The sequence below is a fragment of the Streptomyces sp. NPDC017991 genome (genome assembly GCF_044328075.1).
Lineage (GTDB): Bacteria > Actinomycetota > Actinomycetes > Streptomycetales > Streptomycetaceae > Streptomyces.
In genome coordinates this window covers 1-13,717 of record NZ_JBIRGP010000018.1, presented here as the reverse complement: position 1 = coordinate 13,717, position 13,717 = coordinate 1, and the positions used below count along the sequence as shown (strand labels likewise).

10 protein-coding genes are annotated in these 13,717 nt (G+C 70.4%); 3 read left to right on the top strand and 7 right to left on the bottom strand.

The window, feature by feature from the left end; genetic code table 11:
- The first annotated feature begins 79 nt into the window (after positions 1 to 79).
- Genes ACH4DZ_RS39345 through ACH4DZ_RS39335 form a run of 3 tightly spaced genes read left to right on the top strand, consistent with a single transcriptional unit; the run spans position 80 to position 3,764 of the window.
- Complete coding sequence (locus ACH4DZ_RS39345; protein WP_189770208.1) at positions 80 to 595, top strand: PadR family transcriptional regulator; 516 nt, start codon at positions 80 to 82, stop codon at positions 593 to 595.
- The gene (locus tag ACH4DZ_RS39340; RefSeq protein ID WP_398293694.1) at positions 592 to 1,467 is read left to right on the top strand and encodes an ABC transporter ATP-binding protein; all 876 of its coding nucleotides are present in this window, start codon (positions 592 to 594) and stop codon (positions 1,465 to 1,467) included. Before ACH4DZ_RS39345 ends, ACH4DZ_RS39340 begins: the two co-directional genes overlap by 4 nt.
- A gap of 5 nt (positions 1,468 to 1,472) precedes the next feature.
- Entirely contained in the window at positions 1,473 to 3,764 is a 2,292-nt protein-coding gene (locus ACH4DZ_RS39335) for an FtsX-like permease family protein (protein WP_398293692.1), read from the top strand.
- 247 nt (positions 3,765 to 4,011) lie between these two features.
- Here ACH4DZ_RS39335 and pgi read toward each other — a convergent pair whose 3' ends face one another.
- From pgi to ACH4DZ_RS39300, 7 genes are all read right to left on the bottom strand, one after another.
- Positions 4,012 to 5,667, bottom strand: a complete 1,656-nt coding sequence (pgi, locus tag ACH4DZ_RS39330; RefSeq protein WP_398293690.1) for a glucose-6-phosphate isomerase — start codon at positions 5,665 to 5,667, stop codon at positions 4,012 to 4,014.
- Positions 5,668 to 5,966: 299 nt separating this feature from the next.
- A complete protein-coding gene (locus tag ACH4DZ_RS39325) occupies positions 5,967 to 6,302 on the bottom strand; it encodes an RNA polymerase-binding protein RbpA (protein ID WP_010352468.1) in 336 nt (111 codons plus the stop codon).
- 236 nt (positions 6,303 to 6,538) lie between these two features.
- Positions 6,539 to 6,769: a preprotein translocase subunit SecG gene (gene secG / locus ACH4DZ_RS39320; protein ID WP_384809574.1), complete on the bottom strand. Its 231-nt coding sequence runs from the start codon at positions 6,767 to 6,769 to the stop codon at positions 6,539 to 6,541.
- 160 nt (positions 6,770 to 6,929) lie between these two features.
- Complete coding sequence (gene tpiA / locus ACH4DZ_RS39315; RefSeq protein WP_398293688.1) at positions 6,930 to 7,706, bottom strand: triose-phosphate isomerase; 777 nt, start codon at positions 7,704 to 7,706, stop codon at positions 6,930 to 6,932.
- 6 nt (positions 7,707 to 7,712) lie between these two features.
- Positions 7,713 to 8,924 carry a phosphoglycerate kinase gene (locus tag ACH4DZ_RS39310; protein ID WP_398293686.1) on the bottom strand — a complete coding sequence of 404 codons (1,212 nt, stop codon included), beginning with the start codon at positions 8,922 to 8,924 and terminating at the stop codon, positions 7,713 to 7,715.
- Between the two features lie 130 nt (positions 8,925 to 9,054).
- Positions 9,055 to 10,065: a type I glyceraldehyde-3-phosphate dehydrogenase gene (gap, locus tag ACH4DZ_RS39305; protein ID WP_398293684.1), complete on the bottom strand. Its 1,011-nt coding sequence runs from the start codon at positions 10,063 to 10,065 to the stop codon at positions 9,055 to 9,057.
- Positions 10,066 to 10,304: 239 nt separating this feature from the next.
- Positions 10,305 to 13,256, bottom strand: coding sequence for a M14 family zinc carboxypeptidase (locus ACH4DZ_RS39300; RefSeq protein WP_398293682.1), 2,952 nt, complete (start codon positions 13,254 to 13,256; stop codon positions 10,305 to 10,307).
- Positions 13,257 to 13,717 lie beyond the last annotated feature (461 nt).

The following is a 13,717-nucleotide window of genomic DNA, read 5'->3' as shown; positions in this document are numbered from 1 at the left end:
GCCCGCGGCACATCGGCCCCTGACGCGCGGGCCCGCGGCACCTCACAAGGACCTACGGCGGAGGAAGGGGAGAGCACGAGTGCGGCTGCCCCTCCTGGCCCTGCTGGCGCGCGGCCCGGCCCACGGCTACGAGCTCAAGCAGGACCTTGAGCAACTGCTGGGCTCCGCGTACCCTCAGCCGAACGTCGGCCAGATCTATGTGACCCTCGGCCGCCTTGAGAAGTCGGGACTGATCGAGGGCGAGGAAGTCGAGCAGTCGAGCCGGCCCAACAAGAAGATCTACCACCTCACCGACGCCGGACGCGAAGCACTGCGCGCCTGGTACGAGGAGACGGCGGACGAGCCGCGCGTACGGGACGAGTTCTTCATGAAACTCGCCCTGGCACCGCGGACCGGACTGGCCGACCAGATCGCCCTGATCAACAAACAACGGCGCGAGTACCTGAACACCATGCGCAATCTGTCGAAGCTCGCCGCGGCCGAGAGCCGGGACAACCGCATCTCCCAGCTGCTCATCGAGGGCGCCATGCTGCATCTGCAGGCCGACCTCGACTGGCTGGAACGCTGCCAGGAGGAACTGGAGGAGCTGGAATGAACCGCGCCTCTCCCCGTGGCGCCTCTCCCCGTGGCGCCTCTCCCCGTGGCGCCTCTCCCCGTGGCGCCTCTCGCCGTGGCGCCGCTGCCCGTGACGCCACTCCCCGTGACGCCGTTCCTTCGCCGCGCGCCGGGGACACCCCGCTCCTGCGGGCCGAGGGCCTGGTCAAGACCCACTACGGCGAGGGCGCGCCCGCGCACGCCGTACGGGGCGTGGACCTCTCCGTACGGCAGGGCGAGTTCGTGGCCGTCACGGGCCCCTCGGGCGCCGGGAAGTCGACGCTGCTGCATCTGCTCGGCGGGCTGCAGCGGCCGGGCTCCGGCAGCCTCTGGCTGGACGGCGAGTGCACGGACGCGTACAGCGAGGCGCGCTGGGCGGTCGAGCGCCGGCGCCGGATCGGCATCGTCTTCCAGTTCTTCAACCTGGTCTCGAACCTGTCGGTCGCCGACAACGTCGAGCTGCCCGCCCTGCTCGCCGGCCTCTCCCCTCGGCAGGCGCGCGCCGAGCGTGCGCTGCTCCTCGACGAGCTGGGCCTCGCGGGCAAGGAGCGCAGCATGCCGGGCGAGCTGTCCGGCGGCGAGCAGCAGCGGGTCGCGCTGGCCCGCGCCCTGGTCAACCATCCGCGGCTGCTGCTGGCCGACGAGCCCGCGGGCAGCCTCGACAGCAAGGGCACCCGCGAGGTGACCCGGCTGCTGTCGCGGTTCCACCAGCGGGGCCAGACGATCGTGCTGGTCACGCATGACGCGCGGCTCGCGAGCGCCGCGGACCGGGTGATCAGCTTCTTCGACGGCCGGATCGCCGACGACGCGGTCCTCGACACCGCGCCCGCCCGCGGCACCGGGATATCCGGCGTGCTGGAACTGAGGGACTGAGCGGCGTGCGGGCCACTCTGCGCTGGGCGCACGCCGATCTGCGCTCGCATCGCGGCGAGGCACTGTTCATCGTGCTCGCCACCGCCGGGATCGTCGCCTCGCTGCTGCTGGCCACGGCGCTGTTCGGCTACGCGACCAACCCCTGGCAGCGGGTCTTCACCCAGTCGCAGGGCGCGCACGTGTGGATCCACACCGGCCCCTCCGCCGACGCGGCCGGACTCACCGAGCTGGACGGTGTCGCGTCCGTCGCGGGCCCGTATCCCACCGCCGCCGCGACCCTCGCCTCGCGCGGCACCCGCGCCTCCGTCGAGCTGCGCGGCACCGTCGACCGCCCTGCGACCGGCCGTCCGCTGCTCACCTCGGGCCGCTGGCTCGACTCCGGTGTCCCGGACGGTGTGGTGCTGGAGAGCGGCCTCGCGCGGACGCTGTGGGCCGAGCCGGGGGACACGCTCACCGTGCCCGGCGCCACCCGGACCCTGACCGTCCTGGGCATCGCGGACAGCGCCGAGCCCCGCTACCGCCCCGGCGAGCGGCCGGGCCTCGTCTGGGCGCTCCCCGCCGTCGTGCGGAGCGCCGACGGGCGCGGCGGCCAGGTGACCGGACTGCGGCTGACCGACCCCGACGACACGGACTACGCCGTGCAGCGCGCCGTCACCCTCCTCGGCGCCAAGGCCGTCACCGACGTCTCCCACTGGCAGCAGGCCCGTGCCGAGGCGCAGGGCGGCAACCGGCTGCTCGGCCAGGTCCTCGGCCTGTTCGGCCTGGCGGCCCTGCTGGCCGCCGCGCTGGCCGTGCACGGGGCGATCGGCACCCGGATCCGCGGTCACCTGCGGGACATCTCGGTGCTGAAGGCGATCGGTTTCACCCCGGCCCAGGTGGTACGGATCTTCCTGCTCCAGCATGTGGCGTTCGCGCTCCTCGGGGCCGTGCTCGCCGCGGCCCTCATCCAGGCCCTGGGCAGCCGGACACCGGGGCGTCTCGGGGACGCGGTCGGCGTGTGGCAGGGCCTGCCGGGGCACACGCCCGCGCTCCTCGGCGTACCCCTGGCGGCGGTGCTGTTCATCGCCGCGACCACCGGACTCGCCGCCTGGCGCGCCGGACAGGTGCCTCCGGTGCCGGGGCTGCGGGCCGCGGCACCACTCGGCGGCGGGCTGTCCGGGCTGTCGCGCGGGGCGCTCGGACTGCGGCTGCCGTCGGCGCTGGTCCTGGGCTGGCACAAGGCGTTCACGCGCCGGCCGCGCTCGCTCGCCGCGGTGGCCCGGCTCGCGCTGCCGCTGCTGCTGATCGTCGTGGCCATGAGCGCCTGGACCACCATCGACCGCTTCCAGCACAGCCCGGACCGGATCGGCCTCGCGGCGGCGCTCACCGTACGGGCCGACGACTCCCTGACCGATCCGGACGTACGGGCCCTGCTGGCCCGCGATCCCGAGGTCGCCGCGGTCCATCCGGGCGTCGAGGTGGCCGCGCTGGTCCCGGGCCAGACGGGCACGATCGCGCTGCGCGGGCTCGGCACCCGCGAGGACCCCTATCCGTTCGCGCTGGCCGAGGGCCGCCCCGCGCGCGGCCCCGACGAGGCGGTGGCCGGTCAGGGGCTGCTCGACCTGCTGGACGTACGGGTCGGGGACTGGGTGCGGATGACGGTCGGCGCGCAGCCGCAGGTCCTGCACATCGTGGGGCGCAGCATCGAGCCGGAGAACGGCGGCCGGGTCATCTCCACCTCGCTCGACACCCTCCGGGAGAACGACCCGGGGCTCGAAGCGGCGCTCTACCAGCTCCAGTTGCGTCCCGGCGCCGACCCGCACCGGGTGGGGGCCGAGCTGACCGAGGCCGCGCACGGCGGTCTCAGCGCGCACGCCGTGCCGAACCCGGCCGACGGGCTCTCGCCGCTGCGCGGGGTCGTCGTGGGCCTCATCGCCGTGCTGGCCCTGATCGGTCTCATCGAACTGCTCACCGCGATCGGCGGGACGGTCCGCGAGGGGGAGCGGGATCTGCTGGCGCTGAAGGCGATCGGGCTGACCCCGCGGCAGATCACCGCGATCACGGTGACGGCCACGGGGTGCACGGCGCTGGCCGCGGTCGTCGTCGGCACGGCGCTGGGGGTGCCGCTCGCGCACTGGCTGATCGACGCGCAGGGCAGGTCGAGCGGCATCGGCGCCGGGATCGCGCAGGGGCCGTCGCCCGCGCTCCTCGCGCTCTTCGCGACGGCCGCCGTCCTGGGCGCCGCCGCGCTCGCCGCGCTGCCGGCGTCCCGCGCGGCCCACCGCCGCCTCGCGGACACGCTGAGCGCGGTGGCCTGAGCGGGGAGGTTCGGACCGATGCGAATCGTGCGGGCCGGTGGGGGCTTGTCGCGCAGTTCCCCGCGCCCCCCTGCGGGGCTTGGGCCGGACGTGTAGTGCGGGCCGGTGGGGGTTGGCCGCGCAGTTCCCCGCGCCCCTGAAGGGCAAAAGCCGGGGCGCAGCCCCGCTTTTGAGGGGCGCGGGGAACTGCGCGACAAGCCCCCACCGAGCCGCAGGTGAAATGCCGGCCCCGCCTCCACCCCCGGCGCTAGCCGCGCCCGCGCAGCGCCCGGTACCGGCTCACGAGCGCCTTCGTGGACTCGTCCAAGCCAGGAACGTCAGCCCCCTCCGTGAGCGCCGGCTCAACCCGCTTGGCGAGAACTTTGCCCAGCTCGACCCCCCACTGGTCGAAGGAGTCGATGTGCCAGATCGCGCCCTGCACGAACACCTTGTGCTCGTACAGCGCGATCAGCTGACCGAGAACCGACGGAGTCAGCTCGCGCGCGAGGATCGTCGTCGTCGGGTGGTTGCCCGCGAACGTCTTGTGCGCCACCAGCTCCTCGGCCACGCCCTCCGCCCGCACCTCCTGCGGCGTCTTGCCGAAGGCCAGCGCCTGCGTCTGCGCGAAGAAGTTGGCCATCAGCAGATCGTGCTGGGCCTTGAGCCCGTCGCTCAGCTCGGCGACCGGCTCGGCGAAGCCGATGAAGTCCGCAGGGATGACCTTCGTGCCCTGGTGGATCAACTGGTAGTACGCGTGCTGCCCGTTGGTACCCGGCGTGCCCCACACCACCGGCCCCGTCTGCCACTCGACGGGGTGTCCGTCGCGGTCCACGGACTTGCCGTTGGACTCCATGTCCAACTGCTGGAGGTAGGCCGTGAACTTGGAGAGGTAGTGCGAGTACGGCAGCACCGCGTGCGACTGCGCGTCGAAGAAGTTGCCGTACCAGACGCCCAACAGTCCGAGCAGCAAAGGCACGTTGGACTCGGCGGGCGCGGTGCGGAAGTGCTCGTCGACCAGGTGGAAGCCGTCGAGCAGCTCCCGGAAGCGGTCCGGGCCGATCGCGATCATCAGGGACAGGCCGATCGCGGAGTCGAACGAGTAGCGTCCGCCGACCCAGTCCCAGAACTCGAACATGTTGGCCGTGTCGATGCCGAAGTCCGCGACCTTCTCCGCGTTCGTCGACAGCGCCACGAAGTGCTTGGCGACGGCTTCCTGACCGGCCTTCAGCTCGGTCAGCAGCCAGTCGCGCGCCGAGGTCGCGTTGGTGATCGTCTCGATGGTGGTGAAGGTCTTCGAGGCGATGATGAAGAGGGTCTCGGCCGGGTCCAGGTCCCGTACGGCCTCGTGCAGGTCGGCCCCGTCGACGTTCGACACGAACCGGACCGTCAGACCCCGGTCGGTGAAGGCGCGCAGCGCGTCGTACGCCATCGCCGGGCCCAGGTCGGAGCCGCCGATGCCGATGTTGACCACGTTCTTGATGCGGCTGCCGGTGTGCCCGGTCCACTCGCCCGAGCGGACGCGCTCGGAGAAGCCGGACATCTTGTCGAGGACCGCGTGCACCTTCGGTACGACGTTCTCGCCGTCGACCTCGACGACCGCGTCACGCGGAGCGCGCAGCGCGGTGTGCAGGACCGCCCGGTCCTCGGTCGTGTTGATCCGCTCACCGCGGAACATCGCGTCCCGCAGACCGGACACGTCCGTCGCCGCGGCCAGCTCACGCAGCAGCCGCAGCGTCTCGTCGGTGACCAGGTGCTTGGAGTAGTCGACGTGCAGATCGCCCACCTGGAGCGTGTATGCGGCGCCGCGTCCCGGGTTCCGCTCGAACAGCTCGCGCAGGTGCGCCTCGGCGAGTTCCTCCCGGTGCTCCGCCAGAGCGGTCCACTCGGGCGTCTGGTTGAGCCTCGTACGGCTTTCTGCGTTCATCTCGGACTTCCGCCTCTTTCCTGCCAGTGCCGCGTGCCTTGCCCCGCTAACGGTCCCAACCTAATGGAGCAGGGTGACGCGAGTTGTCGTCCCGCCGTCGTCCGGCTCAACAACAGATACGTGCGGTTCACCCGCAGGTGTCAGCACGGCGAGGGAGAAGCCGAACAACCTCGGGCGTACGGAAAATACGCCGCGAAAAAAGAGCGTCCGGCACGAGACACGACCGGCCGGACACCTTTCGGTGTCCGGCCGGCTCGCAACTCCTGGATCTCGCGCCGCTCCTGGGGTGCGCGTCGCTCCTAGATCTCGCCCCGCAGTTTGGCGAGCGCCTCGGCGAGGATCGCCTCGCCGTCCGCGTCGCTGCGCCGCTCCCGTACGTACGCGAGGTGCGTCTTGTACGGCTCGGTGCGCGGCGGGGCGGGCGGATTGTCCCGGTCCTGTCCGGCGGGAAAGCCACAGCGGGGGCAGTCCCAGGTGTCGGGGACCTGCGCGTCGCTGGCGAAGCTGGGCTGCGTCTCGTGCCCGTTGGAGCACCAGAAGGAGATGCGCAGCCGGGGCGCGGACTCGCCGCGCTCGGCCTCGCCCATCGGCCCCGCCCCGACCCGGCTTCCTCGGATCGCGTTGCCACTTGCCACGGTCGTAACTCCCTGCGTGATGGTGCCGCGAAGCGAGTCGGCGTGACGCTTCGCTGCGGGCGCCTCAGTCTACGTAAGGCCCAACGCGCGTCCAGTGATAGGAGTTACACCCCCGCGCACAGACGCAAGCCCCATGATAGGCCGCGCCTGCGGGCGCGTACCGGACATGGGGCCTTACGTGCGGAATGTGCTTGCGTAATGTGCGTTCGTGCTGCGGTGCCGGCGTCGGCCGGTGGTCAGTTGTTGACCTTCATCAGGATGCCCAGCACCACGATGGAGGCGAACCACAGCAGGCCGACCACGAGGGTGATGCGGTCGAGGTTGCGCTCGGCGACCGAGGAACCGCCGACGGACGACTGCATGCCGCCGCCGAACATGTCGGACAGGCCGCCGCCCTTCCCCTTGTGCATCAGCACCAGCAGCATCAGCAACAGGCTGAAGACGATCAGGGCGATCGAGAACCCCATAACCACGGCTGGACCAACTTCCTCGGACTTGGACGGACGACTCTTGGACGGACGACGGGGGCCGGTGCTTCGGGTACGAAGCCGCCCGGCCCCCGCAAGGGTACGACGTAACACCGCTACCGCATACTCGCAGCTCGGCGCTTCACATCCGGAGCACGCTCTACTGGTCGCGGAACCGGACGATCTTGACGAAGTCGTCGGCGTCCAGCGCCGCGCCACCGACCAGCGCACCGTCGATGTCGGGCTTCGCCATGATCTCCGCGACGTTCCCGGACTTCACCGAGCCGCCGTACTGGATCCGGACGGCGTCGGCCACTTCCTGCGAGTACAGCTCGGCGAGCTGGCCGCGGATCGCCGCGCAGACCTCCTGGGCGTCGTCGGCGCCGCAGACCTTGCCGGTGCCGATGGCCCAGACGGGCTCGTACGCGATGACGATCGACTCGGCCTGCTCGGCGGGGAGGTCCTTGAGACCGCCCTCGACCTGGCTGAGCGTGTGCGTGACGTGGTTGCCCGCCTCGCGGACGTCCAGTTCCTCGCCGACGCACAGGATCGGGGTGAGGCCGTGCTTGTACGCGGCCTTCACCTTGGCGTTGACGATCTCGTCGGTCTCGGCGTGGTACTGGCGGCGCTCGGAGTGGCCGATCGCCACGTACGTGCACTTGAGCTTGGCCAGCATCGAGCCGGAGATCTCGCCGGTGTAGGCACCGGAGTCGTGCGCCGAGATGTCCTGGGCGCCGTACTTGATCTTGAGCTTGTCGCCGTCGACCAGGGTCTGTACCGAGCGCAGGTCCGTGAAGGGCGGCAGGACCGCGACCTCACAGGCGTCGTAGTCCTTGTCGGCCAGGGCGAAGGCGAGCTTCTGGACATGGGCGATGGCCTCAAGGTGGTTGAGGTTCATCTTCCAGTTGCCCGCCATCAGCGGCGTGCGAGTGGTCATACGGGGTCAGTCCTCCAGTGCGGCGAGACCGGGGAGCGTCTTGCCCTCAAGATATTCGAGGGAGGCGCCGCCACCGGTGGAGATGTGGCCGAATGCGTTCTCGTCGAAGCCCAGGATGCGGACGGCCGCGGCGGAGTCGCCGCCGCCGACGACCGTGAAGGCCTGGGAGTCGAGCAGGGCCTGGGCGACCGCCTTGGTGCCCTCGGCGTAGTCGGGGTGCTCGAAGACGCCCATCGGACCGTTCCAGAACACGGTGGCCGCGTCGGCGAGCTTCGAGGCGTACAGGGCACCTGTCTCGGGACCGATGTCCAGGCCCATCCGGTCGGCCGGGATGGCGTCCGCGGCGACGGTGGTGGGGTCGGACGGCTCCTTGGTCTTCAGGTCGGGGAAGCCGGCCGCGACCACGACGTCGACGGGGACGACCAGCTCGACGCCGTTCTTCTCGGCGCGCTCGACGTACTCCTTGACGGTGGGCAGCTGGTCGTCCTGGACCAGGGAGGCACCGATCTCGTACCCCTTGGCCTTGAGGAAGGTGAAGGCCATGCCGCCGCCGATGAGGAGCCGGTCGGCCTTGCCCAGCAGCTCGTCGATGACGGCGAGCTTGTCGGAGACCTTGGAGCCGCCGAGGGCGACCACGTAGGGACGCCGGACGTCCTCCGTGAGCTTCTTCAGGACGCCGACCTCGGTGGCGATGAGGTAGCCGGCGTAGTGCGGCAGCCGTGCCGGGAGGTCGAAGACCGAGGCGTGCTTGCGGTGCACGGCACCGAAACCGTCGCCCACGTAGACCTCGGCCAGGGCCGCCAGCCGGTCGGCGAACTCGCCGCGCTCGGTGTCGTCCTTGGACGTCTCGCCGGCGTTGAAGCGCAGGTTCTCGACGACCGCCACCTGGCCGGGCTGCAGCCCGTTCACAGCGTCGTGGGCGGCGGGGCCGACGGTGTCCTGGGCGAACGCGACGGGCGCGCCGAGGAGCTCACCGAGCCGCTCGGCGGCGGGCAGCAGCGAGAAGGCGGGGTCCGGGGTGCCCTTGGGGCGGCCCAGGTGCGAGGCGACGATCACCTTGGCACCGGCCTCGGCGAGGGCCTTGACGGTCGGCAGGACGGCGCGGATGCGGCCGTCGTCGGTGATGAGACCGTCGGCCAGCGGCACGTTCAGGTCGGCGCGCACGAAGACCCGCTTGCCGTCGACCCCTTCGGAGAGAAGTTCGTCGATCGTCTTCATGAGTGGACTCCTAGGGAAGCTCTTTTGTCCGAGAGAGGGCTGATCGCTCAGCACGTGCCACAGGGCCCGGGGTGCGCGGCTCTGCGCTGCCCGGGCCCTGTGCTCACACGAGGTGCCTTGCTTCTTGGACCTAGAGCTGTTCGCCGACGAAGACCGTGAGGTCGACGAGGCGGTTGGAGTAGCCCCACTCGTTGTCGTACCAGCCGAGGATCTTCACCGACGTGCCGTCCTGGACCATGGTCAGGGAGGAGTCGAAGGTGCAGGAGGCCGGGTCGCCGACGATGTCCGAGGAGACGATCGGGTCCTCGGTGTAGGTCAGGTAGCCCTTGAGGTCACCGTCGTCGGAGGCCTTCTTGAACGCGGCGTTGACCTCGTCCTTGGTGACCTCGCGCTGCAGCGTCACAACCAGGTCGGTCGCGGAGCCGGTCGGGACCGGGACGCGCATCGCGATGCCGTCGAGCTTGCCCTTGAGCTGCGGGAGGACCAGCGCGGTGGCCTTGGCGGCACCCGTGGTGGTCGGGATGATGTTCTCGGCGGCGGCGCGGGCGCGGCGCAGGTCCGAGTGCGGGAAGTCCAGGATCCGCTGGTCGTTCGTGTACGCGTGGACCGTCGTCATCAGACCCTTGACGATGCCGAAGTTCTCGTCGAGGACCTTGGCCATCGGCGCCACACAGTTGGTGGTGCAGGAGGCGTTCGAGATGACGTGGTGGTTGGCCGCGTCGTACTTGTCCTGGTTGACGCCCATCACGATGGTGATGTCCTCGTCCTTGGCCGGAGCCGAGATGAGGACCTTCTTGGCGCCGCCCGCGATGTGCTTCTCGGCGTCGGCCTTCTTGGTGAAGATGCCCGTCGACTCGATGACGATGTCGACGCCGAGGTCGCCCCACGGGATGTCGGCGGGGTTGCGCTCCGACAGCACCTTGATGGTGTGGCCGTCGACGGTGATCGTGTCGGCGGTGTGCGACACCTCGGCCTTGAGACGGCCCAGAATGGTGTCGTACTTGAGCAGATGCGCGGTGGTCGCGGTGTCACCCAGGTCGTTGACAGCCACGATCTCGATGTCTGCACCCTGCTCCAGCAGCGCGCGGAAGTAGTTACGACCGATGCGGCCAAAGCCGTTGATGCCTACGCGGATCGTCACGAACCGATCTCCTCGTTAGGTACGCCGGCTGTTGACGCCGGCGAGTTGTATGGGATGTCCCCGACCGCCTACGACCCTACCTCTCCGAGGCTCCCGGAGTGACATCGAGATGCCCCATACACGGCAGGGCGGTCCGTACCCGCCAGTAGGGGTACGGACCGCCCCAGGAACCGCCCTGGGAACCGCGCCGGGGACGGCTCATGGAATCGCCCCCGGGATCGGTGCCCTCGCGGGACGGGTCAGCCGCGCAGCGCGGCCAGTGCCTTGCCCAGCAGGGCCGTGCGGTCGGCCGCCGCGGTGACGTGCTCCAGGCCGAAGCCGAGCAGCACGGTGTCACGGGTGGTGATCGCGCCGTACGTCTTGAAGAGCTCGCCGGACAGGCCCCAGTCCTGGACGACCGCGGGGCTGCCCGCGGGCGGCCCGGAGACCTTCCAGGCGCCGAGGGACGTCTCGAAGCCCTCGGTCGCACCGGCCGTGCCGCCGGTCACCACGGAGGCGTTGTCGGCGAGGACCCCGTGTCCGCCGGAGCCCGGGTCGGTGATGTAGCTGATCGACACCTCCACCGTCCTCCCGGCGTACGCGGACAGGTCGAACTCGACCTGCTGCCAGCCCGCGGAAGCGCCGGTGAAGCTGTTCCAGGAGCCGCTCGTACCGGACGGGGTGCACGCGGTCGCGCCGCGGGTCAGATAACGCGCGAGGGCGGGGTGCCCCTGCATGAAGAACCCGGCCTCGCACTCGGCGGGTACGGCGGTGCTGGTGGCGCCGCCCTTGTCGGGGAGCGTGGTCCAGTCGTCGGCCCCGGCCGTGTGCGCCTCAAGCACCGCGTGGTCGTAGCCCTCCTCGGTGTCCCACAGGAGCTGGGTGCGCAGGGCGGGCGCGTCGGCCGCGCTCACCCCGGTGAGGTCGATGGTGCGGGTGAGCCGGTTCCAGGCGTAGTCGGTGTGCGTGACGGCCGCCATGGAAGCGCCCTCGTAGGGGCCGTACGGGTTGACGGTGCCCGGGTAGGCCCCGGCGCCCGCGCTGGCGAACTGCGGGTACCGGTCGGCCGGCAGGGTGTCCGAGGTGACGCTGTAGGCGCCCGCCGCGTTCAGCGGGTTGCCGGGCGTGTCGCCGAGCGGTCCCCCGGCGCCCGCGAGCTTCCCCGAGCCGGTGAAGGCGCCGGCGTCCGGAGTCGTCGTACGGGAGTAGGCGCCCAGGTAGTACTGGCTGAAGTCGTTGGTCAGGGCGCCCGGCAGTGCTACCTGGCCGCCCGCCTGCTCGCCCGCCTCGATGAGCTTGCCGCCCTCGTTGAGGTAGGCGCGCAGCTGCAGCTGGGTGGTGTACCCGGGCCGGTCGGCGCCGGTGTGGTGGACGACGGTCCCGAAGTGGCCGAGGATCCCGAGCGCGTCGGGCGCGCCCTGGGTGCTGACGTCCCAGACGACGGCCTTGCGGCCGTTGGCCTTCAGGGCGTCGACGTAGGTCTGCGCCTTGGTGGTGGCCGCCCCCTCTTCGGCGATCACCAGCGTGTCGGCGCGCGGCCGTTCGGCGACGGTGTACGTGAAGTGCGTGCTGGAGGTGGGCTTTCCACTCCGTGTCTTGCCGGTGAACCAGACCTCGACCTTGTCGCCAGGAGCCCCGTCCCGGACCTTCGCGCGGTACTCGTCGAAGTAGAGGTTGTCCTCGCCGCCGTAGGTCTCGCCGCCCTTCCAGGCCCTGAGGTCCTGGTCCTTGGTACGGCCGTTGTTGACGCGGTACCTCAGTTCCTTGTCGCGTACGGACCTGCGGGCGACCACGGAGACTTCCTGGTCGGCGCCGCGGGAGTACGAGGTGGCGAAGGGTGCCGGGGTGAAGTCGGGGGCGTCGATGCCGACCGAGGACTTCGGCCGGTCGGGCTTGGCCGCCGCCTCGGCGACGGAGAGCGCGAACGGAATGTTCTTGACGAACTCGTCCTGGATCAGCTTCTCGTCGTCCGGGAAGGTGAAGACCGACGCGCAGTCCGCGGCGTTCCAGGGATCGTCCGGGTAGAGGTTCGACACGGTCTGGCAGGTCGACATCTCAGGGGTGAACATCGCCGTGCCGTTGACGTTGGACGCGTGTCCGTCGGCTTCGCCGTTGGTCGTGTAGAGCTCGGAGGAGACCTGCGGGTGGTAGCCGGGGATCGCCGAGTTCTCGGGGGTCCCGGCGAGGGACTTGTAGAGCACGTCGTCGGGGCTCGGGGTCGCCACCTGCCAGCCGACTCCGTAGAGGAGCAGTTCGGCGGCGGAGTGGTAGTTGATGCCGTACTCGAAGCCGATGCGCCTCTCGAAGGCGTCGATCGCCTTGGTCTCGGGCTCGGAGCCGGGGCTCGCGCCGCGGTAGGTCTGACTGGTCGGATACGGCGAAGACCCCTCGTCGTCGTATCCCCACTTGTAGGCGAAGTTGCGGTTGAGGTCGACGCCGTCGCCGACGGTCAGGGCCCCGTCGCCATTGACGTCCCGCACGTTCTTACGCCACTGCCGGTCGCCCTCCGCCTCGAACGTCCAGTCGTAACCGTCCGGGTTGGCGGACAGGACGAACCACAGCTCGGTGGAGTCCACGAGCTTGGTGATGCGCCGGTCCTTGCCGTAGTTGTCCAGGTAGTGGTGGAGCAGGCGCCGGGTCATCTCGGGCGTGATCCACTCACGGGCGTGCTGGTTGGACATGTACAGCACGGAGGGCTTGGCGCCGTCCTTGGTCTTCTTGGCGCCCTTGGAGAGCTTGACGGCCAGGATGTCCTGCCCCTGGAGGGTCTTGCCGATGGAGACGACCTTCGTCAGGTTCGGGTTCTGCTGTCCCGTCCTGACGATCTCCTCCTTGAGGTTGCCGGAGCCGCTGTACGGCCGGAAGACGCCGTCCCCCGCGGCGGCCACGCGTGCGCGTGCCTTGGCCGAGAGCTTGTGCTCGGCGAGGTCGACGCCCTGGTCCTCCAGCTGGTCGGCCTGCTTGTCGGTGAGGTAGACCTCGACGTCGGCCGTGCCCTTCTGCGGTACGCGTTCACTCAGCTCGTGGCCGTCCTGGCCCGCCGCGAGGAGCAGGGGTACCTGCTCCTTCGTGACGTCCGCGCGGAACACCTTGACCTCGTCCGCGCCCGGGTCGGCCGCGGCGCCTGGTTCCGCCTGCGCCATGGGTGCGACGGCCACTCCACCGAGCAGGAGTGCGCCGGCAGCGAGGATCGATCTCGCTCTTCGTCTCATGAGCCCCCCTTGCAGTAGTTCGCCACTGCGGCGAACAGATGCCAGGCTTATGACAGTCCATGGTCAAGTCAATAGCACACCACGCTCCACGAGCCGCCGACACGATTAGCCCAAATGGGGTTGGGCGGGGGTTAGTTGGTGGGGGTGGCGGCGGGCGGGGGGGTGGCGTGGGTGAGCTGCCGGGTGCGGGTCGCAGCGGGTTGCCCGCGCAGTTCCCCGCGCCCCTGAGCGAGCGGGGGCTGGCGTGGTCCGCGACGCGGGGCCGGTCTTGAGCTGCCCACGCGGGTCCCGTGCCGGGGGGGGTGGGGCCCGCGTGAAGTGCCGTGTGCGGGTCCCGTTCGGTTACCCGCGCCGTTCCTCGCACCCCTAGGTCGTGTCTTCAATTGATCTTGAGTAGTGGATCATGGTCGGGTGATACGTCGACATGAACTGTCCGATGAGGAGTGGGAGTTCCTCCGTCC